Genomic DNA, 26731 nt, shown 5'->3' on the forward strand with positions numbered 1-26731 from the left:
TTCTTTGGGTAGTATAGCATGAATCCACCAAGCAGGCTATTCACCAGTGCCCTCACTCATGCCCTCTTGTTTTCGAGACCAAGGACGGCGCACTGGCTTTAACAAGTAAGCAGACCAACATAATAAACCAATGCTGAGCACTAGATAAAAGATAGCGAAATATCCCCAATAAAAATCATCGTTGCCTAAAACAGAAGAAAACATGGTCATGCCTAGAATACGTGAACCGACAATGCATGGATTAATATAGGTAAGCCACTTTATTAGGAAAAAGTTTTCTATCCCATTCATGTCGGGATACCAGTAATGCAGAATCGCTGCCAAAAAATACAAGAGAAACCCTGTACCGACCACAAAGAAAAAGGCAATACCATATGCAATAATCGTACTAACCCCGGTTCGTTTAACCCATGTTGAACAGAAGATTCCTAACGACCCAAAAAACAGGATATTGATAACAAAAAAGAGAATGATACTAAAAATTTGGACTGGCGATACTCCACCGTATAAGAATACAAAACTGTATAGCGGCAGTGAAGCCATAATTAAGAGAAACATAAAGGACAATGATGTAACCAGCTTGCTCAAAATAATCCGTCGTGGCGATAATTGAGTGGTTAATAGGATATTAAGGGTTTGCCTTTCCCTTTCACCGCTGATTGTCCCTGCTGCTAATGCCGGCGCAATAAAACAAATCAAGGCATAATGCAGAGCTGACATTGCAAAAAACAGATCATCTCCCTCTCCTAAAAAAAACGTGGACGTTTTCTCCATTATAGTTAAATATCCCAGCAGAACTGCGCCAAAGACCATTAGATAGCTAAACAGAATCCAGATCGACCTTTTCGAACGAAATCTCTCACGCAATTCTTTAGAAATAAGCGGATTGCCAAAAAAGTGACCCATCAGTTGCCCACCCCTTCCGTAATAGCTAAGAACACATCTTCTAGGTTTTCCTGTGAGTCTGCGAAGTGTGTTACAGGGATGTTTGCCTGTATTAACTGCTGTAGTAAAATAACCTTCTCTTCTGGCGTACCTGTAAAGTGAAACCGAAAATGACTGTTTTTGTTATCTAAACGCCTCACATAAGGAGAGGCTTGAAGGATTTGTTCTGCAAGCTCCACGTTCCCCAGGGTCTTTACCTGCATAATAGAGATACCGCGTGTCTCCGTGCTTACCTCGTTAACGGCTCCATTTGCAATAAGCTGACCCTTTTCAATGACGCCGATCTCATCGCAAAGCTCTGCCAGCTCAGGCAGGATATGTGAGCTAATAAGGATTGTTTTGCCCATTCCTTGCAATTTCTTTAAGATTTCTCGCATTTCGATCCGTGCTCGTGGGTCCAATCCTGAAGCAGGCTCATCCAAAATAAGAATTTCTGGACTATGAACCAAGCAACGGGCTAATCCGAGACGCTGTTTCATTCCGCGTGACAAATGATCGACATAAGCATCAGCTTTATTACTGAGATTAACTAAATCCAGCAAATCAGCAATCAAATTAGAACGGTTTCGGGCTGGAATATTATATGCCCTTGCATAAAAGTCAAGGTACTCGGTTGCTTTTAAATTATCATAAACACCGAAAAAATCAGGCATATAGCCTAGGAGCTGTTTAACCTCCCCAGGCTCCTTCTCTACATCATATCCGCCAACATAAGCTTTTCCGCTGGTAGCTGGTAGGAGGGTAGCCAGGATCATCATCGTTGTACTCTTGCCTGCGCCATTTGGCCCAATAAACCCATAAACGCTTCCCTTTTGAATGGAGAGGTTCACATTCTTTAGAGCTTCAAATTTCCCATATCGTTTGGAGAGATTCTGCGTCTGTATCATTATCGTTTCTCCTTTCCTTCCAACTGGAAGACAGGCTGTGGAATGGAGACAGGTGAATCTCCTTCATAAATAAATCTGATCAAAATAAAACCTTCCGAATTGATATATTCTTTCGGATTGTCTTTTACCTCTAATGCGCTATTACTATCAAGGATCTTCCACTCACGAGAAGCTGCATGATACACTGCTTTCTTCACAAAGCGATAAGCAATATTATCCAAAGGAGCCGTCACTCTTGTTATTTCCACATTGGATGGCACTTGTAATCCGTACGTTACTTTTCCATTAAACATAGTAACCGCATCATGATCCTCTCTGCTTACTTTGCCTTCCGTACTAAGAACCTGAACCCCTAGTGTTCCATATGGATACGTGATGTGACTGGTTTGCGCATCTTTTAACAAAATTGGTTGTTGAACAAAGCTTAGATAGTCTTGCACGATTCCGTGTTCAGATGTAGTAAAGACCTGATATGGGCTATTGCTTACACCTATCAAAGTCAATCCGTTAGCATCGCTTAGCCCTTGCAGTGAATTTTCGTACAAAATAGCCTTTTCCCGCTCGTTTTGAGTAGGATATTTTGCGTCTTCAATCGAGAAGTCTTGTGTATAAAATGGCTTCACTTCTTCATTTATTTGCTTGGTTTCCCCTCTAGCAAGAGAGCCCAGCTCCATTCTTCGATTTCCCATTGTCAGATACAGCTCTTGATAATCAAAAACACTCTTGTTTGTTATTGTTCCTTTGATATGCTCTTGCTCGAACACCAAATCAGCTTGTAATTGGCCAACATCTTTCACTAAACCTCCCCCATTAATCGGCTTTTGCGTCATATACGGGATATGAGTTATGGTTGTTTGAAATTGGCCACGATCATTTTGCCGAATGGTATAGGCTAATTTGTTTTTATTTCGTTCTGTGTATTGCAAAAGATTTCCCGGAACGATTATCCCATCTTTTGTGTCTAAGGTCACTTCTCCACCAGAACGTTTTAAAACAGCTGCATCTGATTTTAAAATTGCTAAATCTGGTTGAATCGAGATAATTTGGTTTACTGTATAAAGCTTATCATTTGGAGCTATCAAATTTTTCCCAAAAGATAGTGCTCCAACACTGACCACGAGGGCTGAAACAGGGATAATTCCCCACGCCCAGTCTCTACGGTCCCTGCGTTTTAACAGCACATACAGGATAGGCCCAATCACTAATACATAGCCGATCCAAATGAAAAACAGCACCGAAGCAGACGGCAGATGAACATCAGGAATGTGCTGTGCCATATTATAATAGTTAGGATTTCGATTCAAATAAGGGAATCGCACTTGGCTATTTAGTTCATATTGGGATACTAGCTTGCTCCAAAGCTGACGGTTGAATTCCCATGAGGCTAATGGCTGTGCATTGACATCATAGTTAGCAAAAAACAATTTTCCTAAGCCCACCTTTTGAGTCGAAAACAATGGCAAAGACTTGTTATACACCGTTATTTGTTGAATAGGCAAAGCTGATTTTTTACTGATCTCGGTAAAGGTAGACAAATCCTTAGTGATTCCTGGCTGCTTGGTTAAAGCTGGCATCCACTCTTTAAAAGCATTTAGTATTTCTGGAGGAGTGGAAGCAGAAAACATAATGTTCCCTCCAGCATATACCCAATCTTTTATTTTATGAATTTGATCCGAAGATAAGCCCGCTGCTGAAATATCTCCAATTACTAGCATATTGATATTACTTAGTACATGAGCTTCAGTGGGTAGCTCTTCTGGTCTCACATTGCTGACCAGCATACTGCTCCATGTAGCCTCATTTGAAGGTCCGGCTTCTTGATTACTGTCTCCAGCACCCTCTTGTCTTACTTGGTTTAAGAATTGCATACTATTTTCGTGCTGATCGAGGACAACAACCGTTACTTGATCCGGTTGCTTTTCTCTAACCTGATAGTTTGGGGTTACCTTTGCAAGCAAATGATTGCCCTGATAAAACTCCAGTCGTAATGCCTCGCGATTATTTATGATCTCTTCACTTGGTAGGTCGAAGAAAACATGCTTGGTTTCCCCTTTTTGGACAGTAATCTCTTTTACGTACGGAAGAGTCACCTTTGAACGCAGATCTTCAATTGCAAACCGCAGTTCACCCGAGACTGTATCACCGTTATTCGTAATATCTGCATGGATGCGAATTAAATTATCCTGACTTGTTATATCAGCAAACGGAATCTTTGTTTTCATTTCAATTCTGTCCGCCGCATACGAAACAGGAAGTTGAAATCCCATGAAAGCGAGCACAATCGCTACCAGCCATTTCCACATATGTTTTCCTCCTATTATTGTAAATCAAGCGGCGTAAACATAAACCCTTGTTGATCAGAGTTGACAATTAATAGATGCTTTCCATCACTAGTCCATTCAGCCCTTCTTACCGATTCCTTCTCAATAGTTGCTGGAAGCTTCACCTTTTTCCACCTTTTGACAGATTCATCCATTGTACCCATTAGCATGACCCCGTCTGGAGAAAGAATCGTAAGCTGCTTAGATGAAAACCACGAGGGAGAGCTGCCTTTTACTTTTTCCTTGATTTCCCCCGTCTGGCGATCATAAATACAAACCTCTCCATTTTGTTCAAAGGAGAGATAACGGCCATTATGAGACCAAGCCGCCTTTGAACCGTCCGCTACCTTCTCTTTACCAAAGGTACGCAGATTGGTTACCCAAATCTCAGGTTTATCTTGCTTATATGCTGTATAAGCTAAAAATTCATCTTTAGGATCAAATGCAGGGTCAAACACCGGACGATTCTCCTGCTCCAATAATAGTCTCGGAGCAAAGCTTTTTTGTTTACTCTTATTAAGCTGTAAAATCCACAATTTCCCTTTCTCCTGGCTGTTCTCTGTCAAAGCCAGCTTTGTGCCTGTAGAATTCCATGCTATGGAGTCATATGTTCCCATTTGGTTCGGAAGCTCAATAGGAGTATCTGTGTCGCTGTCAAATCCGCTTATGATGTGCAGCTTATTATCAGCTTGCAAATAGGCAACTTGTAAATCTGAGGACAGCACTGCCGAATCAGTGGATAACTTAGGAATATTGATGGATGACTTTGAAATAGCAAGATCAACATCTGCCAGAGCAACATTTACGTATAAAAATGCAGCCAACGCAATTGTTCCAATCCCGCCTAGCACATACCAGCTTCTTTTTCGATTGATCCTCTTTTGGTCATTGTGCTTTATTTCTTCCTGGCGAACTACCGTCAATTGCGGTTGTTTTTGCCCTTGCATTTGCTCCATTAATTTACGTTTCAAATCTTCTTTTAATCGATAGTTAACAGGAACCGCCTTACGCATATCACTTAAATGTGACAAGAGTTCAACCACGGTCTGTTCATGATCATTTGTCTGATCTGATGCATTGCGTAGATCATCCTTCATGGCGATCACCTTCCTCATACAAACTCTGCAAGACTTTTATTCCGCGGTGAGAGATCATCTTAACGGACGATTCACTTTTACCTAGCACTTCAGCAACCTGGGAAATCTTCAGATCAGCAAAAAAACGTAGCGTCAAAACATCGCGCTGATCCTGCGATAACATATTTAACCTAGTCCGTAATAAAGTCATTTCTTCTTTAGATAAAACACGCAATTCAGGTTGATACTCATCATCTGCCTCAATAAACAGCAACTCTTCTGCTTCAGTCGGGTATTCACGCACCTTACGAATAAAATCAATAAACGTATTATGAGCGATACGAAAAATCCAAGATGCAAATGGGCTTCTACGGCTATATTGATCAAATTTTTCCAGAGCCTTTAGAAATACGCTGGTTGTCAAGTCATCTGCATCCCACGAACTATGTACTCGGCATCGTAAATAGCGATTGACCCGATCAAAATATTCATCATATAGCTCTGGGAAATCTCTCGCCTCATAGTAATCAGTCTCTATCGCAACAGACGGATTTTCCTTACCGTCCTGCTTTACGGCCATTACCATCCCTCTTCCTCCACACTGTTTGTTTCTACTCCAATTGACGCATCATATCTGAAAAAGGTCACAGGCAGAAATAAAAAAAGTGCAAAATATGCATTTTTTCTTATACATAAGCAAAAAAAACAAATACACAGAAAAAAACATCTTTGTCCCCGATCAAATACTGGGAGCAAAGATGTTTGTCAGTTGACATTGCTTGGGATAGTCCTCAATCTATTTACTATTCGTTACACTCCGAACATATATTTGGAACTCATACTGATATGGATTCTCTTCGTTTTGTACACCAGGTGTCACTTCAACTAATGTCCATTCAGATTCATCGAAGGGTGGAAAAAAGGCATCTCCCTCGAATTCCTGCCCAATCTTAGTAATGTACATTTTGCTAGTATAGGGCAATAACAGTTTGTAAATTTCCGCCCCCCCGATAATAAAGGCTTCTTCTTTATTATCAATCAGGGACAGAACTTCTGCAATCGAATGAGCGATTTCACAGCCATCCGCCTCATAATTTGCCTGTGTCGTCAGCACGATATTGCGCCGATTAGGCAAAGGCTTCCCAATTGATTCGAATGTTTTACGCCCCATGATGATAGCATGACCAGTGGTAATGCGCCGAAAATACTTGAGATCCTCTGGTAATCGCCATGGAAGCTGGTTATCTCTCCCAATAACACGGTTCTGCCCTATTGCAAAAATGCTTGATAGCACTAAACAGCCACCTCCATGGCAATTTTCGGCTGATGCTTATAGTCGATTAATTTCACATCATCAGGTGTAAAATCATAAAAATCGGTAATCTCCGGGTTAATCCAGAAGGTAGGAGCAGGATAAGCCTCTCTAGTTAATTGGGTACGCAAACCTTCAAAATGATTTTCGTAAATATGTGCATTATTAATATAATGCTGGAATTTCCCTGGCTTCAGCCCTGTGACCTGCGCAATCATATGAATTAGCACGGCATACTGGGTAGTATTAAACGGAATGCCTAGCCCCATATCACCGCTACGCTGCACAAGAGTGCAGTTTAAATAACCGTCCGCAACATCCCACATGGTTTGAAAAGCACATGGCTGCAAGGCCATCTCTTCTAAATCATTCATATCCCATAAACTAATAATATGGCGGCGCCCTTGAGGATCGTTTTTTAGGCCATCAATTAGCTTGTCTATCTGTTTGTGTTTCGCAACTTGATAACCGTATGCTTTCCCGATCGTTCCGTCCTCTTTGGCCCATTCATCCCAAACACGTACGCCCATCTCTTGTAAGAGTCTCACATCATTGCTTTGATGCTTATAAATCCATAGCAATTCCTTAACTGCTGTTTTAAAGGCAACAAATTTAGTTGTTAAAATCGGAAATTCCTTTTGCAAATCATAGCTTAACAGCTTGCCAAATAGTTTTTTTGTAGGGATTCCTGTGCGATTGTTGTCATAGTATCCGTTTTCTAAAATATCTTCCACTAATGCAAGGTATTGTATATCTGCTTGACTCATCTTGTTCACGTCCTTCTTACAAACTCTAAAACAGTATATCGAAACATCCCGTTCTTGAAAAGCTTTTCGCCCCATACACTTTTGTGTTACAAAACTAGTAAAAAAACTAGTAAATGATTATAAAATGGCTGGATTGCCATGCTCCTGGCTAAAAACCCTCTATTCTTTACCTTGTGCAATCTGAAATGCATTAAAGTCAGAATATTCTAATTTTCAAAAAAGCATCATATAGAACCTTTCTCTTTCAGACCATCTTCTACCAAAAACAACAATCCCCCAAATCAAAACGTATTATGACAAAGCTGGAGAATTAAACAATCTATGGATCAAAAGCACAGAAGCATTTGAAGGAACAGCAAGTAGTACGGCCTAAAAATCCACTGATAACAAGTGTGCCTTAGGTGAATGAAAGAGAGTTTCCACCTAATGTTTTAAAAGGATAGTATGCAAATTCTTGCTCTCCTTTTCCTAATAGTGCACTCGATGAAATAAAAGGATACATTTGACTTTTACTACCCTGAAACTCTCTTAGATTTCTAGATCGCTAAACAGCTTCTGTCCCTTCCTCGCAAACACCTAAGATTTAAGCTTAAAGAATCCTGGATATGGATATAACGCAGAAGACATGATTTTTTGGGAAACAGGATGCTTTAATCGCCCAAGCTCCTCCATATCACCTAACCATTCAACAATCTCGCCTTTATACATGACCCCTATACAATCCGCGATGTAATTGATCGCCTGTAAGTCATGAGAGATAAACAGATAGGAAAGCTGAAACTCTTCTTTTAATTCAGCTAAAAGATGTAAAATTTGTACTTGTGTAAGAGCATCTAAAGCGCTTACAGCCTCATCAAGTATAATCAGCTTCGGTTTTAGTGCAATCGCTCTAGCGATATTGATTCTCTGTAATTGCCCTCCGCTGAACTGGTGAGGGTATTTAGACAGATCTTCCGGATCTAAACCTACGATTTCCAAAAGCTCCTGTACTTTTTGTCTTTCTTCAGTAGCTGTTCGTTGTTCGTAATTTCGTAAGGGTTCAGCGATAATCTCTCTGATCGTTAGTCGTGGATTTACAGCGCTATAACAATCCTGAAAGACAACCTGCAAATCTCGCCGAATCTCCCTTAATTCCTTTTCTTTTAAACGATAAAGGTCCTTTCCCTGAAACCAGACCTCTCCCTGATCAGGTTTTTCAAGTCCCAAAATAATTTTGCCAAGAGTGCTCTTTCCTGCTCCGCTTTCTCCCACAAGTCCTAAACATATCCCTTCTTCCAGAGTGAAAGAGACATCTTTAACAGCTTCTACCGTCTTCCCCTTCCTCCAAACGGAATTTCCTAGCGAATATGTTTTCTTTATGTTTGTAACCTCAAGCAGACTCACTCTTCATTCAGCCACCTTTATCGTAATTTTACACATCGTACCAGATGATCTTGTTCATATTCTGTCCATTCAGGCTTTTTCGTTGCACAGATGTGGTCTGCATTCTCGCATCGGTCTAAAAACGGGCAGATATCCTCTCTATTTAGTGGTTTAGGGTAAGACACGCCAACACGGTCAATACCCTTCCTCCTCCTCCTGCTCGTTAATCCAAGTCTGGCTTGTAACAAGACACGGGTGTAGGGATGCATCGGGCGATTAAATAATGTAGAAGCCGGCGCCTTTTCAACAATATACCCATCATACATTACAGCTACTTCATCAGCTAGCTGAGCAATGACTCCCAAATCGTGTGAAACTAATAAAATACCGGTATCATATTCTTTTCTTATTTGATCCAACTGCCTCAAAATTTGAAGTTGATTAGTCGCATCGAGTGCAGTCGTCGGCTCGTCCGCAATAAGAATCGAGGGCTGTAAGGACATCGTGATTGCAATCATCACACGCTGGAGCATACCGCCGCTTAGCTGAAATGGATATTGTTTCAGTACATTCGCTGGATTTGGCAAGTCCATTTTTTCCAGATGCTCCAAAGCGATTTTCTCTGCTTGTCGTTTGGTAATAGGCAGATGAGTTCCAAGTGTTTCAATAAAATGTCTGCCAATGGTACGCACAGGATTAAAGGCAGTCATCGGATTTTGCATGATAAAAGCGATCTCGCTACCCCGTATTTTTCTTACCTCTTCTTCTGAACAGGTTAACAAATCTTTATTGCGAAAAGTGACACTTCCTTCTGCCACCTTTGCCTGTTCAGGTAAAAGATGTAATAAAGACATGCATGTCATCGTTTTACCTGAGCCGCTTTCCCCGACAAGCCCAAACACTTTTCCAGCCTCTATTTCAAAGCTTACCTCATTGACAGTCTGAGTCACCCCATGCGGTGTTGATACAACTATATGTAAATTGTTAACAGTTAGAATGGGGTGCTGTGCCATCCTTTGATCCCTTCCTTCTATTTTCTTTTTAGGTCTAAGGCATCCCTCAAGGCTTCTCCGAACAGGTTGAAAGCGATCACGACAAGTAAGATCATCATCCCTGGATACAGCATCAAGGAAGGGTTGTTTCTAAAAAACGGCTTACTGTCATTGATCATCATTCCCCACTCCGCTCCTGGCGGCTGTACGCCAAGGCCTAGAAATGAGAGACCAGAAATAGCTAAAACAATTCCTCCGATGTCCATAAAAGCTAAAACGATTACCTGCGGTATAATGGTGGGTAAGATATGCTTTAGCACAATGACCGACTTTGGTGTTCCGCACACTTTTGCTGCTAAGATAAAGGGTTGCTCCTTCACACTAAGAACCATTCCCCGAATAATTCGAGCATAAAACACCCATTGGACAAGCACCATGGCAAAAATCATATTTCCCAGACCGGGCCCGAGGATACCAATCAAAGCTAATGACAGAAGCAAGCTTGGAAAAGCCATGAAAATATCGCAGATTCGCATGAACAGATAATCAATCCAACCACCTCGATAGCCTGCAAAAATACCAACTGGAAGACTAATGAGCATGGTAAATCCCATGACAAAAAAAGCTGTCCCCAGTGAGGTTCGTGTTCCATAGATCAGCCGAGACCATATACATCTGCCCAAATGATCTGTCCCTAACGGAAACTTCGAGGAAGGGCCTTGTAGCTTTTGAGTGATATCAACTAGATTCGGATCATTTGGAGACAAAAAAGGAGCAAACAGAGCCAATAGTATCATGAGGATGATAATCATGCCGCAAATGATCATGAGCTTTTGTGACAGTAGCTTATGCTTCAATTTTTTCAACACGCTTATTGCTCTCCTTCCCATTTTATCCGGGGATCCAGGAAAGCATATGCAATATCCACAAGGAGATTGCAGACGACAAAGATCACACCCATAAACAATAAACAGCTCTGAATCATCGGATAATCACGGTGTAAAATAGAAGTGACAAACAAGGAGCCCATACCGGGCCATGCAAAGACGGTCTCAACAATAACAGCTCCGCTTAGCATGTTTCCAATGCTCATGCCAAGTCCAGTTAACACAGGCAATAAGGATTTTTTAAACACATGTCTGCCAATAATTAGACTTTCTCGCAGCCCTCTCGCTCTCGCATATACGACAAATGGCTCATTCAAATTTTCTAGCATACTGGTGCGAAGCAAGCGCATGTACGTGCCTATATAAGGAAAAGCCAATGTCAGGGCCGGAAGCACAAGATGGGCAAAAGTTCCTCTTCCTAATACGGGAAATAAATCTAACTTTACCGATAAAAAATAGATGAATAGAAATCCGAGCCAAAAAGCAGGCATCGAGACGCTTACAAAGGCAAGCATCCTGCTAACCTGATCAATTAATTTCCCCTTGTAAAGGGCAGAAATCATTCCTAAAGGTAAACTAATAAAAATAATCAGGAGCAATGCAGCAGATGCGAGTTGCATTGTCGGGAAGAAATGGAGAATGATCTCATCCCATATAGATTTCTTCGACACATAAGAAATCCCTAAATCCAATTGAACCACTTTTCCTAGCCAATTTACATACTGGATATACAGGGGCTTGTCCAGCCCTAGCTCTGCTCGAAGGGAAGCCACTGCCTCATCTGTTGGAGGAATATGTGACGCCCTCAAGTAAGCTGCGGCCGGATCCCCAGGGGTTAAGTGGAGCAGAATGAAAGTGATCAGAGAAATTCCAAATAATATTGGCAGTAAACTTGTGAGACGTTTAACAATAAACCAACCCATTTACTACTCCTTCGCGTTTTTACATAACCCCACTTCACTTCATATCAATGGTAGTGAAAGGCACTTCGTATTCTTGAGGCAAGAAATGAACCCCGCTTATATTTTTATGATAGACCGCTATATTAGACTGATAAGATATTGGTAAGTAAGCAGCTTGTTCGTGCAATGTAGTTAAAATATCTGTATAAAGCATCTTTCTGTGCTCTTCATCTGTACTTACCAATACTTCCTTGATTTTTTTATCTAATTCTTTCTTGCCTGGCAGCCCTGATAGAGCTTTGTAATCCGGACTGCCGCCTTCCGAAGGTGTTGTGATAGCAGATAAATAGGAATGTGGATCAAACGGGGCACCCCAGCTTGCCGTAAATAATAAATCAAAGCTTCCTTCATTGGCTGTAGCCCAAAAATCCTCTTCTTCTTTACTTGTCAGCTTCATATCTATCCCTAATTTTCTAAACTCACCTTGGGTATATTCTGCAATCGCCTTCTGAATGTTGTCTGAGCTAATAAACATTAGCTCCAATTGTAGCGTTTTTCCGGCCTTTTCTCGAAATGGTTTGCCATTTACTTGTTTCCAGCCCGCTTCATCCAATAACTGCTTCGCTTTTTCTCCATCGTGTTCATACGGTTTTACATTAATCTTCGTATATGGAATGGTAGGCGCAAATAACGTATCAGCTTTTCTTTCTGTACCGTAAAAGATATGATCGATTACAGCCTGCTTATCAAAGGCATGCTGGATAGCAAGACGTAATTTACGCTCTTTTAGAACTTCTCTGTTCGTATTAAAGAGTAACGCCCTTGTAGCCGTAGGTTCTGATAATTTGGTTTCATATTTTCCCGATTCCTTCAGAAACCGGAACGAATCCTGGCTTATGACTCCGTTTCCAAAAATCAGATCGATGTCCTTTTTCTCAAAAGCTAGCACTCTAGATTCACCGTCAGGTATGACTTTAACAATCACCTTATCGACTTTCGGTTTCTCTCCCCAGTACTTCTCGTTTCTTGTAAAGACAGCCCTTTCATTTTTCCTATATTCGCTTAGTACCCATGGACCTGTCCCAATCGGTGACTTGAGCCCGTCTTTAAATGTGTTTTGGCTGTCAGGAAAGGCAGCTTCTCCTACAAATCGTAAAGGTCTGATGTACGTAAGCTCCTGTAAAGTTGGGTAATATGGCTTGTTCAAAATTAATTTAAACGTAAAATCGTCCACTGCCTCAGTACTTTTAATTTGATTAATTAGTTCCATCCATTCATGTTGAGGAGCATTAGCTAAAACCGTATCGAAGTTTTTCTTCACGATTGCAGCATTAAACGGCGATCCATCCGAAAATGTAACATCTTTTCTTAGATGAAACACGTATTCTTTCCCATCCTTCGATACTTCCCAGCTTTGGGCCAGCCATGGTTTAAGCTCCCCGCCTTCACCGTAGTAAACTAGAGATTCATATACCATAGCTTGTGAGAACCATTGATTCGGAAAATAGGTATGAGGATTTACGTCTCCAATATCTCCCGACCAGGAAAACGTAAGAACTTTTGAACTATCTGGATTTGTTCTATTTTCTCCTTCTTTTGTTGTGTTGCCACAGCCAGCGATAATGATTGTCAGCATCGCTACTAGTCCAACAAAAGAAGTGATAAATGCAGACCGTTTCGAAAACATTTTTATCACCTTTTATATAATTTAATTATTCCAAAAATGTTAAAAAACAAAAAAACATTGCCAACCAGATTAAAAAGGTCAGAAATGCCTATCGTTTATAAATACATCCCATCGGTCTTTCAGCATTCAAACACCTCCCTATCTCCCCGTAGGTCTAACAGCATTTCTAGAATAGGCAGGTCTTCTGACTTGGGTTCATCATCTCCATGCGTCTTCCCAGATATGATCCAGTGACATGTTTGCATAAGACTCCCCCTTACAGCGGCGGGACCGTGCCGGATTTACACCGGCTTCCCTTTTAAGTATTCGTTATGAAACAAATACACCCATTCCACTACCATATGTAGTTTTTCCTTATGGAAATATTCACTTTATATCCTTAATTTGAAAGTAGGACAAAAAGTTTACCTAAAACAAATTATATTCGTTATTCCAAGTTTACGCTATATGAAATTAAAGCCCTTCTATAATTCGGCTCAGGAGCTGGAATACTTTTCCTAGAAAGGCTTAAAAGAGGATGCATCTAGGATCAGGCTCATCTCCCAAAAGCGCCACTTTCTCTACAGTAAAAAAACATTGCCGCAGCATGTCCCATTAACAGCTTTAGCAATGTTTTCATAAAAATCACATACCGTTGTAGCTTACAAACTCTCCGTTCGGCTTGCGATAGCCGCGTGGACGTTGGCTTGAGAGCTTTTCTTTTCCGATAGTAATCATCATGACTGTTTCGTATCCATCAGGAATTTCTAAAATTTCCTTAATAGCATCTGGATCAAATCCAATCATCGGGCACGTATCCCAGCCTTTATCTTTCGCAGATAGCATAAATAGCATTGCAGAAAGGCTTGCATTACGAATGGCCTCTTCCTTCATAAAGGATTCACCATTACCCTCATATATCCCTGTAACCGTCTCAACGGTACGATCCAGCTCTTGTTTACTCAAAATTCCGAGATGATGCATACCCTCGTTTATTTTTTCCACTGCTTGATAAGCGTAACGATTGCCCAACACCAAAATGACAGCTGAAGCTGAATGCACCTTATACTGCTTGCAGGATTCGTAAATTTTTTCTTTCAAGACTGGATCCGTTACGACAAGATAATGTGTATGCTGAAGATTAAAAGCAGAAGGAGCATATTTAGCCAAAGTAAAGATCTCTTCAAGCTCGGATCGGGTAATTTCTACCCCTTCAATGAAATTATTTGCGGAACGTCGACTTTTCACTAGTCTTGTAAATTCACTCATGTAAACTCCCTCATCTCATTGTATGTATCGTAATTGTTACAGGGGAGGAGAAAAAGCAATTCTCTACACTTACTCGCTCCCCCTGCTTTTTGTACCTAATTCATTCTGCTTTACTTTGTTGATTCTTGTTTAATTACTCTTAGTAAGACCTATTTATCGAAGCATGTTACGTATCCTCATTATCATACAATAGAGTGCGTAAATCTGGATACCTTTCTTTTCAGGTAAGTCCTTATGCAGATACTTATGCAAATAAAACATATGCACCTGGACCAATCAGCGCAACACCGATAGCTACCGCTAGCAATACCAGATTGTATTCCATACCGTTCTGAGTAATCCACAATCCATTTTTTCCATGTACAGTAAAAATAGCGATCAGCATAGTAAAAGCGATCAGTGCTCCTCCTACCCAAGTAAACACACCGGAGGCAAAGAGCAATCCTCCAACAATCTCACTGGCTCCTGCCATGAAAGCCATTAACAAGCCGGGTTTCACACCGATTGATTCTAACCAACCAGCTGTTCCCTTTAAGCCATGCCCGCCGAACCATCCAAATAATTTCTGTGTACCATGACCAATAAATAAAAGTCCCACAACTAATCGAATAAGTAAAAGTCCTGCATTCATTTTCTTTTTCCTCCTCAGGAATATGTTTTATTTTGAGTATCTTTAATTAAAGATATATGAAAAAGATGGATAATATGTTTCTTTTTATTATCGCATCTGTTTTCAGCTACTTATCTACAAAATTCATTTGGGCTGACTTCCCAAGCTTTTTTAACAAGGTGATGGTAATCTCTTTTTCTTCAGGAGACAGTCCACTCAGTGCTTCTGCTAGCTTTTCTCGATGCTTCGGAAAAATATCTTGGAGAAATTGCTCTCCTTCTTGGGTTAATTCCGCATAGATCACGCGTCGATCATTCGGACAGGGCTTGCGAAGCAAATAACCTTTTTTTTCCAGCTTATCAACCACATAAGTAATATTTCCGCTAGAGATTAAAATCTTGTCTCCAATTTGCTGCAGAGGCTGCCTGCCTTTGTGAAATAACAATTCTAGGACGCCAAATTCAGTCGGATTCAATCCATATTGTCGAATATCTTTCTGAACATGAGCAGACGTCCAGTTAAAGGCGCGAGATAAGACAACGAACAAATGGAGAGATTGCTCTTGCGCTTTATTAACATCCGTAATCATGTCCGTTTGCTTTCCCTGTTTATCCTGCATTTTGTTCTCTCCTTTCCTTGATTATTTTATCTTACCTTTTACAAAAAATAATTCAGCATGTCTCATTTTTTAATATCTTAAATTTAAGATATATGAAGCATACCTTATTTTTTTTACGTTGTCAACTAGTACAATAAATAATCGACTATGTGACGGCTGAAGCCGGTTATATCTGCATTGCTTTTACTTGTTTTAGTTTAATTGGATAAATAGAGAAAGACTTATTGGTTTGCCAGTATATTACGGAATTTAAGGGGTACGAACAGCTCGTAATCGTTTGTACTTCTAGGGTTGATTTTTTATAAACGCCCCATTTTTGCCAGTGGTTGATTTTTTAGGCCCGGTATAAGGTTGTTAATGCTTGTCACCCTGAAGAGCACGTTTGTCTACTGCTCAATGAGAAAAGTAGATCGAATGTCTTGGTTGCTTGGTTGATTCTTCCTTCATTTCTCCGCTTTTCACCACCTCTCAAATATTTATTTAGCCAATAGATGCATAGTTAGGAAGTTCAATGGAATAAAAAAGAGCGAGGCGGAGGTGCTCCAGCAATCGCTCTTTTATTAGAAATGACTATCTTATATTGTATGATGCTACAATTTTTACTTCTTGGCTTAAGGGATTATAATACTCTATACATAAGGTTGTATCCCTTGATACAGTAACATTCTGTGCTCCTGTTCTACCCGAGTTTTTAATATTCCGATCTCCAATATAGTTATTACCATTTGTATCCCATACTTTTACCTTTATGGAAGGGTTGTTTGCATTTATTGTTAAAGTTTGACCTGCTTTTACGTAATAGACATCTACCCCAGAAACATCCCATCTCCAAATTGAATGTGTTTTTTCCTCATATAACATTGGCTTACTTACATTCGTTTTGATAGAGGCAGGCTCTATTGTTCCTGATGCAAATACTGGTACTGCTGAGGTTAAAATTGCTACTGCACCTAAAGAAGCGATTAATTTTTTCATGACTTGCACTCCTTTAAATATAGTATTTTTGATACATGTACATATTACAATATTTACCATATTTTTACAATTTAAAAATTATTAAGTAAAATCAATATAAATAAACCATAAATATTATATATTTTTGTAGCGAAATTATCCTGCTTATTCCCCAGTCACTTTTACAAATATTTCTGTTTCCCCTCGTATTCTACTATAAGAAAACAGCTGTAGCCCCTATTCCCTTCAATGCTTTTGCTACTTATCAAAATCTTTATACATATTGTAGGCAGCAAAAATTCTTCTGTTAGTTCTTTTCTTATTTTACTTGTTCACCTGATTTATGACCTCCATATTGATACAAAATTAATACAAAAAAGAAAAGACCTAACTGATTCGTTAGGTCTTTTCTCATCATTATCATCGTTAGATTAACGAAGTAATTGAAGCACGCCTTGAGGCTGTTGGTTAGCTTGTGCAAGCATTGCTTGAGCTGCTTGAGTAAGAATGTTGTTTTTCGTGAAGTCCATCATTTCTTTTGCCATATCAACGTCACGGATACGAGATTCAGCAGCTGTCAAGTTCTCAGCAGTTGCTCCCAAGTTGTTGATTGTGTGCTCTAGACGGTTTTGGTTCGCACCTAGTTTAGAGCGCTCTTCGGATACTTTGTTAAGAGCGTTGTTGATGGTTGTGATTGCTTTGTCTGCTGCTTTTTGAGTGGAGATGTTAACACCTTTTTGGTCATCTTTGTCTGTAGCAGCAGCGATTTTTCCTGCTGCAGCAGCAACAACCTTCGCAGCATCCCCTGCTTTTGCAGTTTCAACAGAAGCTTCGATACCAATCTTCTTAAGAGCATCTACCACTTCTTGTTTTGTTGCAGTAATTTTACCTGCAGTGGCATCTGTAGCTTTTGATGCTTCTTGTTTTAAAGTTACAACTACGTTACCATCTTTATCAATTTTTGCCGTTGTTTCTTTTACTTCATCGTTACCTTTTGTTGAGGATGCTTTTACTTCAATTGTAAAGGCATCTGTAGAAGTATTTCCGATTTTAATATCTGTATCAATAACTGTTTCTTTTGATTTAAACCCAGTTACACCTAGTTTTTCATTGCTCATATCATTTATGCTCAATTTGATGTTTTGTCCTTGGTTAGCACCGATATGGAACGTTTTGTCTTCGAAAGATCCGTCCAATACTTTTTGGTTGTTGAACTCTGTGTCTGTAGAAATGCGTTTGATTTCTTTGGACAATTCGTCAACCTCTGCTTGAAGCTTTTGACGGTCTACGCCTTCGTTAGTGTCAGAAGATGCTTGAACTGCTAGTTCACGCATACGTTGCAGGATGCTGTGTGTTTCAGTTAATGCACCCTCAGCAGTTTGGATCAAGGAGATACCGTCTTGCGCATTTTTAGAAGCCATTTCTAGACCGCGGATTTGGCCGCGCATTTTCTCAGAAATTGCTAGACCTGCTGCGTCATCACCTGCACGGTTAATGCGAAGACCAGACGACAATTTCTCCAGGTTTTTACCTGATGCGCTAGTGTTTACACCTAGTTGGCGGTGTGTGTTTAGTGCTGATACGTTGTGATTGATTCTCATGATTTGTTACCTCCGTGTTTTTCATTTCTTGAACCATCCATTTGTTCAAGATGATATTGTGTTGCTTTATTTTGAAATCGAATTGTTTCAAAATGGCAACTGTTTAGTCCCCTAATCGGCTAAAAGTAGCGCTACCCTTGGCATGCATGGCTCAGATAAAAAACCAAGATTTAGGTGACTATTATTAGTATCGGATATTCATCATAAAATTTTACAGTTCATTAAAAGTTTTTTTATTCAAATTTTTCCAACGTAACGTTGAGAGGTTTTATTTTAGTAGAAAGTGGGTTCGTTTTTATAATCAATCTAAGCAAAGCATTTAGGTTTAAAATCAATTAATACTTGACTCAAAAACGTAAAAAATAGAAATATCAATTATAGGACTTACTTATGATTCATTGCAATTTACAGCATCCAAAGTGTTGGATATGCTTTGATATCTCCCGGAGAAAAAGGCACATCTAACTAGTTCGGTTCGTATTATCTCTTCTTCCAAAGAAATAACCTTAGATAATTTAATATCTTATTTCCCTCTTTTATTAAGAACTACCCTTTTATGCAAAAAGGAAAGACCTAACTGATTCGTTAGGTCCTTTCTATCACTATCATCGTTAGATTAACGAAGTAATTGAAGCACGCCTTGAGGCTGTTGGTTAGCTTGTGCAAGCATTGCTTGAGCTGCTTGAGTAAGAATGTTGTTTTTCGTGAAGTCCATCATTTCTTTTGCCATATCAACGTCGCGGATACGGGATTCAGCAGCTGTTAGGTTCTCTGCAGTTGCTCCCAAGTTGTTGATAGTGTGCTCTAGACGGTTTTGGTTCGCACCTAGTTTAGAGCGCTCTTCGGATACTTTGTTCAGAGCGTTGTTGATGGTTGTGATCGCTTTGTCTGCTGCTTTTTGAGTGGAGATGTTAACGCCTCTTGTATTATCTACCTCACTCGCTACTGCAATGGTGTCTTTGGTAGGAGCAGTTTTACCAGTTAGCGCTTTTGTGCTTAAATCCACACCAGCTTTTGCTGTAGCATCGATCCCTGCTTCCTTAAGTGCGTTCAAAACATCTGCTTTTGTTGCATTGATGTCACCTACGGCACCTTTTCCTTCTTTTTGGGCTAGTGTAACAGTTACATTCCCATCTTTATCTACCTTGGCAGTTGTTTTATCTACTGCTGGTTTATCTGCACCATTGATAGAATATGTGATTTCAAATTTATCGCCTTTATTATTGACAATAATATCCCCACCAAGAACATTAGATTCTTTTTTCAATCCATTCACACCAAGCTTCTCATTGCTCATATCATTAATGCTCAGCTTAATATTTTGTCCTTGGTTAGCACCGATATGGAATGTTTTGTTTTCAAAAGATCCATCCAATACTTTTTGGTTGTTGAATTCTGTGTCTGTAGAAATACGGTTGATTTCTTTGGACAATTCATCAACCTCTGCTTGAAGCTTTTGACGGTCAACACCTTCATTGGTGTCAGAAGATGCTTGAACTGCTAGTTCGCGCATACGTTGCAGGATGCTGTGTGTTTCAGTTAGGGCACCCTCTGCTGTTTGGATCAAGGAGATACCGTCTTGTGCGTTTTTAGAAGCCATTTCTAGACCGCGGATTTGGCCGCGCATTTTTTCGGAGATTGCTAGACCTGCTGCGTCATCACCTGCACGGTTGATGCGAAGACCAGAAGACAATTTCTCCAAGTTTTTACCAGATGCCCCAGTGTTTACACCTAGTTGGCGGTGTGTGTTTAGTGCTGATACGTTGTGATTGATTCTCATGATTCTTACCTCCGTGTTTTTTACTTCTTGAACCATCCATTTTGTTCAAGATGATATTGTGTTGCTTTATTTTGAAATCGAATTGTTCAAAATGGCGCTTACGTCGTCCCAAATACCATAGTAGCGCTACCCTCAACATCCATACATGCAAAAGAAAAAATACATGATTTGAGCGACTATTATTAATATCGGATATATGATTTGAAACTTTATTGTTATATATAATATTTTTTAAATCAATTTTTTTTGTATCGTTTTACCTTTTGATCGAGAATTTTACTCTTCTATGTAATAGCCTACACATTACCTATTAATCGCTTCATTTTAAATGAAAAAAAGACCTAACTGATTCGTCAGGTCTTTTCGATAAATAATCCTCAATACATTAACGAAGCAATTGAAGCACGCTTTGAGGCTGTTGGTTAGCCTGGGCAAGCATAGCTTGAGCTGCTTGAGTCAGGATATTGTTTTTCGTGAAGTCCATCATTTCTTTTGCCATATCAACGTCACGGATACGGGATTCTGCGGCTGTTAGGTTCTCAGCAGTTGTTCCTAGGTTATTGATTGTGTGCTCTAGACGGTTTTGGTTCGCACCTAGTTTAGAGCGCTCTTCCGATACTTTGTTAAGAGCATTGTTAATCGTTGTGATTGCTTTATCCGCAGCTTTTTGAGTGGAGATGTTAACACCTCTTGTGTCATCAACATCTGTAGCAGCAGCTTTAGCAATAGTTGTTTCTGCTAATTTAGCGGCAGTATCGCTTCCTTTTTTACCAGCGCCAAGCTTCGATTCAACTCCTACGGCCTTCAAAGCTCCTAATACATCATCAAATTTTGCTGTTGTATTTGTACCGTCTGCAGATGCTAAGGTTACAGTTACTTTTCCATCCTTATCTACTTTAGCAGATGTACCAGAGCCTTTCGCTCCAATTGCAAACTCAACTTTGAAATCCTCATCGCCGCTTCTGTTAGTAAATGTGATATCGCCCGCCGTTGTTTCTTTAGCCAGGCCATTTACACCTAGCTCTTTGTTACTCATGTTGTTAATGCTTAATTTAATGTTTTGCCCTTGGTTAGCACCGATATGGAACGTTTTGTTCTCAAAAGATCCATCCAATACTTTTTGGTTGTTGAACTCTGTGTCTGTAGAAATACGTTTGATTTCTTTAGACAACTCATCAACCTCTGCTTGAAGCTTTTGACGGTCAACACCTTCGTTTGTGTCAGAAGATGCTTGAACTGCTAGTTCACGCATACGTTGCAGGATGCTGTGTGTTTCAGTTAGGGCACCCTCTGCTGTTTGGATCAAGGAGATACCGTCTTGTGCGTTTTTAGAAGCCATTTCTAGACCGCGGATTTGACCGCGCATTTTTTCGGAGATTGCTAGACCTGCTGCGTCATCACCTGCACGGTTGATGCGAAGACCAGAAGACAATTTCTCCAAGTTTTTACCTGATGCGCCAGTGTTTACACCTAGTTGGCGGTGTGTGTTTAGTGCTGATACGTTGTGATTGATTCTCATGATTTGTTACCTCCGTGTTTTTTACTTCTTGAACCATCCATTTGCTCAAGATTATGTAATGTTGCACTATTCTGAAATGGGATCGTTTCAAGATTGCTAGGCAACCAAATCCTGGATAATTACACCTTTCTTAGCATCATTTTGCCCAGAAAATATCCATGATTTAGGCGACTATTATTAATATCGGATATATCACAGAAAACTTTATAGTTTTATCAAATATTTTTTTATTCACTAAATATTAAAGTAAATTATCGTGAGTTATCCCTTCTTATATCAATCCGCGATCATACACAAATGCTTTTCGTAACGGTAAGTTTTATGTGTTAAAATGTAAAGGAGTTATTCCATGAGAAAATATTTGTTAGTATTCTTTTTAGCTTTAAGTCTAAATGCTTGTAGTAATGCTCAATCAGAACCTTCTTGTGGATCAAGATAACGCAAACAACAAAATTAATTCTCAAAATAATGAAGAGGAAATTGCTAACAGTGAACTTGAAGATATTTATAAACTAATATCTAATAAAGACTATGTCCAAGCTGAAAAGCTATTAAATAATTCGAGATTCTATGAAATTAGAGAAGAATTCAAGATACTTCTAGTTTTAAAAATGCAATGCGGGCAAAAGATAATTTTAATGAGGAAAACAAAAGGTTTAAATATATGGGAGTTCCATTATCATTGATTCCATCGGGTAGAAATATACGGATATTCGGAGATAAACTAACGCAAACCTGACTCCAGACCAATTCCTCTAGAAAATGATTTTATTGTTACTTACTACAATGGTTTCATTACCTTTCATCCATCTCAAGAACACAAAACTGTTTCCGTTTCCTATAAAGGTCGTGGGTTGATTCAATATCCTGCATCACGTATCTATGCTCATAATCCAAATAATGATGTAGTGGAAAATTTACAGCATATTATTGATACAGCTCTAATTAAGATAATTGAAGTCGGAGATTCTATTGAAAAAGCTCTTGAAGCCGCCAAAAATGCTACGATGGCTGCCGAAGGTGCTTTTATTGCTACCAGTCGTGCTAATCAGGCAACCGAAATGGCATTATCAGCCTCAGATAAAGCAATTAAAGCTAGTAATAATGTTGATGAAAAAGCTGATTTAGCCTATAAAGCTGCTATGACTACTCGCCTAATCTGGTTAAAACCAGTTGATAAATATGAGGATATTGCTTTAGCCTACCCTAATCCTGAAATCGGTTCTACAACAATGGTTTTGAGTACAGGTAGTCGATATCGTTATGAAGGTGATGGATTTGGAAAGAGATTGATAACTATACCAGAGGTTCTATCCCATTAGTAAGTGAAAAAATAGATGGTCTTATGTCTTCAGACGATTTTAATTTAATGCATAATAAACTTCAATACAGATCAATTCATTTTGTTATTCCTACATTTACAATGGATGGGGTTCAAAAAGTTATTACCTCCGTACCTTTCAACTGTAAGATTAAATCTATTAAAGCAATATGCAATAAGCCTTCTAGTGCCTCCCCTACTCATATATTTATTGAAAAAATTTCAGGTACTGACTTCGGTACTCATTGTGAATGGGAGAAATTAACGGATTCACCTATTCAATTTAAAGCAGGTCATTATTCAGCTTTTATTCCTCCTTTATTGATAAGCGAGATAAAAAAAGACGGTGTATTACGTTTATTTGTAGAGGTTGATAAATTTGATCCCCTACAGGAAGGCATATCAATACAAATTGATGCGGTTTTATAAAATTTTAAATGGAGGTTTACATATATGGCAGTACCATTAATTAGTCGGTATTCACAGGACAATACACTAGATTTAGCTGCAAAAGGCGGTTGGAAGATAGGAACTATAATGCAGGAGATACTTCTGCACAGTTAGGAGTGCTGCTTTGGAATAACAGAGGTGGCACATCGGCTGTTTCAGATATGAATGACTGTACTCTTACTACAGTAGATACACAGGGTGGTTCTAATAGTCCAGTTGTTACAGGCAAATGGGTTTCTACTATGGTTGTATCCATGTCCGAGGTTAATTTCACTGCAATTGGCGGTAATCAATCAACTAAAAAAATCAAGGCTAGTGGTCAGGAGGACGGTACTATTGCTGGAGCTGTAAAAGATGGGACTAAAGAGAATTCAAAAGCAAATTTTGCTGAATTTATTCTTCAAGCCAATCCACCATTAAATGCCCCTGCTGGTAATTTTAATTTTAATATTCGAGTTTCTTATACGTTCACCTAATAAAAAAGATATTTTATTTGATTGGTTGGGATGCAGAAAAGACCCAACTCTTTAGTCAGGTCTTTTCTCATTTCCCATTATTCTAATGTTAAATTAACGAAGTAATTGAAGTACGCCTTGAGGCTGTTGGTTAGCTTGTGCAAGCATGGCTTGAGCTGCTTGAGTAAGAATGTTGTTTTTCGTGAAGTCCATCATTTCTTTTGCCATATCAACGTCACGGATGCGGGATTCTGCGGCTGTCAAGTTCTCAGCAGTTGCTCCCAAGTTGTTGATTGTGTGCTCTAGACGGTTTTGGTTTGCACCTAGTTTAGAGCGCTCTTCGGATACTTTGTTTAGAGCGTTGTTGATGGTTGTGATTGCTTTGTCTGCTGCTTTTTGAGTGGAGATGTTAACACCTTTTGTATCATCAACCTGAGCTGGGTTCGTTGCATCTGCTTTTGCGAATGTATACGATTTTCCATAAGCAGCGGCTGCAATTACATCAGTAGCAGTACTACCGTCATCATTAACTTCTAACCCAGCTTTCTTTAATGCTTCCAATACATCTGCTTTCGTAGCTGTAACTGTACCATCATCTTTTTGTGCTAAAGTTAATTTGACTTTTCCATCTTTATCAATGGATGCAGTAGTTTCCTTGATTTCAACAGTTGCTTTAGCAGTAACATCAATTACGATGTCTGATTCACCATCACGATTCGTAATCTTAACACCAAGTTCAGCTTGTGTTGTTTCATTTTTTAGTCCGTTCACACCAAGCTCTGTGTTGCTCATATCATTAATGCTCAATTTGATGTTTTGTCCTTGGTTAGCACCGATATGGAACGTTTTGTCTTCAAAAGATCCATCCAATACTTTTTGGTTGTTGAACTCTGTGTCTGTAGAAATACGTTTGATTTCTTTAGACAGTTCGTCAACCTCTGCTTGAAGCTTTTGACGGTCCACGCCTTCGTTTGTGTCAGAAGATGCTTGAACTGCTAGTTCACGCATACGTTGCAGGATGCTGTGTGTTTCAGTCAAGGCACCCTCTGCTGTTTGGATCAAAGAGATACCGTCTTGCGCATTTTTAGAAGCCATTTCTAGACCGCGGATTTGACCGCGCATTTTTTCGGAGATTGCTAGACCTGCTGCGTCATCACCTGCACGGTTGATACGAAGACCAGAAGACAATTTCTCCAGGTTTTTACCAGATGCGCCAGTGTTTACACCTAGTTGACGGTGTGTGTTTAGTGCTGATACGTTGTGATTGATTCTCATGATAATACCTCCGTGTTTTTCATTTTTTAACCATCCATTGTTCTAGATGATATTGTGTTGCTTCATTTTGAAATAAAGTTGGTTCAAAATGGCAACTTCTTTAGTCTCCCAATCAGCTAATGGTAGCGCTACCATTAGCATGCATAGCTCAGATAAAACCTAGGATTTAGGTGACTATGATTAGTATCGGATTATATCACAGAAAACTTTATAGCTTTATTAACCAAAGACTAAGAATGTTAAAATTTCTTCCTTTAGTTTCCACTTATAAAATTATTTGGCGGTCAATACAATGTTATCTCACATTATCCCCTACTCTCCTGTACCACAAAGGGAGTTCATATGGTTGGCTGAATACGTAGATGGTACTCATCTATCAGAATTTGATTTTAATACAAAACGGTATCCCTACTCTTAGTTATGGGTCAGACCCTAGCATGTTAATTGGCAGGACTCACTCAGAACGCTTTCGTGGATTGGTTGAATTTGATTTATCTAAACTATCAAAGAGAAAGAATTAAAACGAGCCAAGTTAAAACTATACTGTGGATACTTAGATTCACCCATTAATCTTTCTTTGTTTGAAATTCTTGATGATTGGCGAGAACATGACGTAACATGGAGCAATCAGCCACCTCAAGGCAGAAAGATAGCTGAGAAGCACATTACTCATGCTGATGGTTATATTGAAATTGATGTCTTTACGTTAGTTAAAGAATGGTATGAAGGTAAAACACCTAATCATGGTGTTTTTTTATTTGCAGAAGAACAAAATGAGCAGTCAACTATTCAATTACAGACCAAAGAATCATCCACTCCCCCTATATTAGAAGTAGGGTTTTATAAGCTCATTTCTAGTTTAGCTTTCGGCAAGCTGCCAGCAACTTTGTCTATTCGTGCTAACGGTGAAGACAGCCTAGCTGCTTCCATTAATGTAAACAGCAAATACAAAGCAAAAGACTTAGCTGCACAGCTATCTATCTTAAGAAAATCAGTGGATACCGATTTAAGTTGCTCAATGGATGTAGTAGGCAAGAGAAGCAATGTAATGTCTGCTTTCATGTCTATTGAGAAGAAATCCAGAGAATCTATAATTTCTGCTGAACTTATTGTAAGACGATTAGAGGGCACATCATTACTAGGTTCTATGACAATTGAGAAAAAGTCACGTATGAGTCAGTTAGATGCTTCATTAACTGTACGTGTAGCTGAGCATCAACAGTTATTCTCTAATCTGAGCATTGAGAAAAAAGAACGATATAAACAGCTACGTGCAAACATTAAAGTTACTTATGTGAAGAGTTTGCCAGCTACCTTGAGTATTGAGAAAAAGGAAAGAAATCGTGATCTTACATGTTCATTAATTGTTCGACAGCGAGAAAGTGATACACGCAGTGGCTCAGTTGTAATTCCATCAAGGAAGTTTTTTACCAGCCAAATGTTTGTTCGACATGTTAGAGATTTCCCTTGTAATATTCAAGTTAACTCAGGATTTTTAAATGCAGAAATCAAGGTTAGAGGATATCGGGATGTACAAATTCCAGCTACTGTTACAGTAAGGGTAAGAAGGATTAGTGACATACATGCGAGGATTACGGTGCGGAATTTAAAATATGATGCAGATGCTGGCTATGTATTTATTTTATAGGGTGGAACCAAAAAAAGAAGTAGATCACCCTTGAGCCAGACAACTCAATGATCTACTTCATCCTGCAAACGAGCCACCCCTTTGAAGGGATAGTCTTTGTACAAACCGTGGGT

At 39.4% G+C, this 26731-nt stretch carries 24 protein-coding genes and 1 riboswitch; of the genes, 4 read left to right on the forward strand and 20 right to left on the reverse strand.

Annotated elements, in window-relative coordinates:
• Positions 1-36: 36 nt before the first annotated feature.
• From QZ995_RS06785 to QZ995_RS06875, 19 genes are all read right to left on the reverse strand, one after another.
• A complete protein-coding gene (locus QZ995_RS06785; RefSeq protein ID WP_301804713.1) occupies positions 37-906 on the reverse strand; it encodes an ABC transporter permease in 870 nt (289 codons plus the stop codon).
• Positions 906-1832, reverse strand: coding sequence for an ABC transporter ATP-binding protein (locus tag QZ995_RS06790; protein ID WP_301804716.1), 927 nt, complete (start codon positions 1830-1832; stop codon positions 906-908). Before QZ995_RS06790 ends, QZ995_RS06785 begins: the two co-directional genes overlap by 1 nt.
• Positions 1832-4135, reverse strand: a complete 2304-nt coding sequence (locus tag QZ995_RS06795) for a hypothetical protein (protein WP_301804717.1) — start codon at positions 4133-4135, stop codon at positions 1832-1834. The genes QZ995_RS06790 and QZ995_RS06795 overlap by 1 nt, the downstream gene beginning before the upstream one ends.
• Positions 4136-4149: 14 nt before the next feature.
• On the reverse strand, positions 4150-5250 hold the full coding sequence (locus QZ995_RS06800) for a hypothetical protein (protein WP_301804719.1): 1101 nt from the start codon (positions 5248-5250) through the stop codon (positions 4150-4152).
• Positions 5240-5815: an RNA polymerase sigma factor gene (locus tag QZ995_RS06805; RefSeq protein ID WP_301804722.1), complete on the reverse strand. Its 576-nt coding sequence runs from the start codon at positions 5813-5815 to the stop codon at positions 5240-5242. Before QZ995_RS06805 ends, QZ995_RS06800 begins: the two co-directional genes overlap by 11 nt.
• 210 nt (positions 5816-6025) lie before the next feature.
• Positions 6026-6523: a dihydrofolate reductase gene (locus tag QZ995_RS06810; protein WP_301804724.1), complete on the reverse strand. Its 498-nt coding sequence runs from the start codon at positions 6521-6523 to the stop codon at positions 6026-6028.
• Positions 6523-7308, reverse strand: coding sequence for a thymidylate synthase (locus tag QZ995_RS06815; protein ID WP_003335970.1), 786 nt, complete (start codon positions 7306-7308; stop codon positions 6523-6525). The genes QZ995_RS06810 and QZ995_RS06815 overlap by 1 nt, the downstream gene beginning before the upstream one ends.
• A 576-nt stretch (positions 7309-7884) precedes the next feature.
• Positions 7885-8691 (reverse strand): nickel import ATP-binding protein NikE, encoded by an 807-nt coding sequence (gene nikE / locus QZ995_RS06820; protein ID WP_301804730.1) that lies wholly within the window; start codon positions 8689-8691, stop codon positions 7885-7887.
• Between the two features lie 17 nt (positions 8692-8708).
• The gene (locus tag QZ995_RS06825) at positions 8709-9683 is read right to left on the reverse strand and encodes an ABC transporter ATP-binding protein (protein WP_301804733.1); all 975 of its coding nucleotides are present in this window, start codon (positions 9681-9683) and stop codon (positions 8709-8711) included.
• Positions 9684-9700: 17 nt separating this feature from the next.
• Complete coding sequence (nikC, locus tag QZ995_RS06830; protein ID WP_301804735.1) at positions 9701-10531, reverse strand: nickel ABC transporter permease subunit NikC; 831 nt, start codon at positions 10529-10531, stop codon at positions 9701-9703.
• A gap of 2 nt (positions 10532-10533) precedes the next feature.
• Positions 10534-11472, reverse strand: coding sequence for a nickel ABC transporter permease (gene nikB / locus QZ995_RS06835; protein ID WP_301804736.1), 939 nt, complete (start codon positions 11470-11472; stop codon positions 10534-10536).
• 34 nt (positions 11473-11506) lie between these two features.
• On the reverse strand, positions 11507-13138 hold the full coding sequence (gene nikA, locus QZ995_RS06840; protein WP_301804737.1) for a nickel ABC transporter substrate-binding protein: 1632 nt from the start codon (positions 13136-13138) through the stop codon (positions 11507-11509).
• Positions 13139-13295: 157 nt separating this feature from the next.
• Positions 13296-13483, reverse strand: a riboswitch (cobalamin riboswitch).
• Positions 13484-13762: 279 nt separating this feature from the next.
• Complete coding sequence (locus QZ995_RS06845) at positions 13763-14386, reverse strand: nitroreductase family protein (RefSeq protein ID WP_301804738.1); 624 nt, start codon at positions 14384-14386, stop codon at positions 13763-13765.
• A gap of 244 nt (positions 14387-14630) precedes the next feature.
• Positions 14631-15017, reverse strand: coding sequence for a DoxX family protein (locus tag QZ995_RS06850; protein ID WP_301804740.1), 387 nt, complete (start codon positions 15015-15017; stop codon positions 14631-14633).
• A gap of 106 nt (positions 15018-15123) precedes the next feature.
• Complete coding sequence (locus tag QZ995_RS06855) at positions 15124-15615, reverse strand: MarR family winged helix-turn-helix transcriptional regulator (protein WP_301804743.1); 492 nt, start codon at positions 15613-15615, stop codon at positions 15124-15126.
• 570 nt (positions 15616-16185) lie between these two features.
• The gene (locus QZ995_RS06860; RefSeq protein WP_301804747.1) at positions 16186-16590 is read right to left on the reverse strand and encodes a hypothetical protein; all 405 of its coding nucleotides are present in this window, start codon (positions 16588-16590) and stop codon (positions 16186-16188) included.
• 410 nt (positions 16591-17000) lie between these two features.
• A complete protein-coding gene (locus QZ995_RS06865; protein ID WP_301804749.1) occupies positions 17001-18170 on the reverse strand; it encodes a flagellin in 1170 nt (389 codons plus the stop codon).
• 616 nt (positions 18171-18786) lie between these two features.
• Positions 18787-19950: a flagellin gene (locus QZ995_RS06870; protein ID WP_301804752.1), complete on the reverse strand. Its 1164-nt coding sequence runs from the start codon at positions 19948-19950 to the stop codon at positions 18787-18789.
• Between the two features lie 385 nt (positions 19951-20335).
• Positions 20336-21469, reverse strand: a complete 1134-nt coding sequence (locus QZ995_RS06875; RefSeq protein WP_301804755.1) for a flagellin — start codon at positions 21467-21469, stop codon at positions 20336-20338.
• Positions 21470-22323: 854 nt separating this feature from the next.
• Between QZ995_RS06875 and QZ995_RS06880 the strand changes: the two genes are divergently transcribed.
• The 3 genes from QZ995_RS06880 (at position 22324) to QZ995_RS06890 (ending at position 23716) form a co-directional block, all read left to right on the forward strand.
• Positions 22324-22791, forward strand: a complete 468-nt coding sequence (locus tag QZ995_RS06880; RefSeq protein ID WP_301804757.1) for a hypothetical protein — start codon at positions 22324-22326, stop codon at positions 22789-22791.
• 23 nt (positions 22792-22814) lie between these two features.
• Positions 22815-23219 (forward strand): hypothetical protein, encoded by a 405-nt coding sequence (locus QZ995_RS06885; RefSeq protein WP_301804759.1) that lies wholly within the window; start codon positions 22815-22817, stop codon positions 23217-23219.
• An 89-nt stretch (positions 23220-23308) separates the two neighbouring features.
• The gene (locus tag QZ995_RS06890) at positions 23309-23716 is read left to right on the forward strand and encodes a hypothetical protein (RefSeq protein WP_301804762.1); all 408 of its coding nucleotides are present in this window, start codon (positions 23309-23311) and stop codon (positions 23714-23716) included.
• A gap of 93 nt (positions 23717-23809) precedes the next feature.
• On the opposite strand, the gene QZ995_RS06895 is transcribed toward QZ995_RS06890, so the two are convergent.
• On the reverse strand, positions 23810-24970 hold the full coding sequence (locus QZ995_RS06895; RefSeq protein WP_301804765.1) for a flagellin: 1161 nt from the start codon (positions 24968-24970) through the stop codon (positions 23810-23812).
• Between the two features lie 502 nt (positions 24971-25472).
• Here QZ995_RS06895 and QZ995_RS06900 point away from each other — a divergent pair.
• The gene (locus QZ995_RS06900) at positions 25473-26618 is read left to right on the forward strand and encodes a DNRLRE domain-containing protein (protein WP_301804872.1); all 1146 of its coding nucleotides are present in this window, start codon (positions 25473-25475) and stop codon (positions 26616-26618) included.
• Positions 26619-26731: the final 113 nt, after the last annotated feature.

It is taken from the genome of Brevibacillus laterosporus (assembly GCF_030489605.1).
Lineage (GTDB): Bacteria > Bacillota > Bacilli > Brevibacillales > Brevibacillaceae > Brevibacillus_B > Brevibacillus_B laterosporus_E.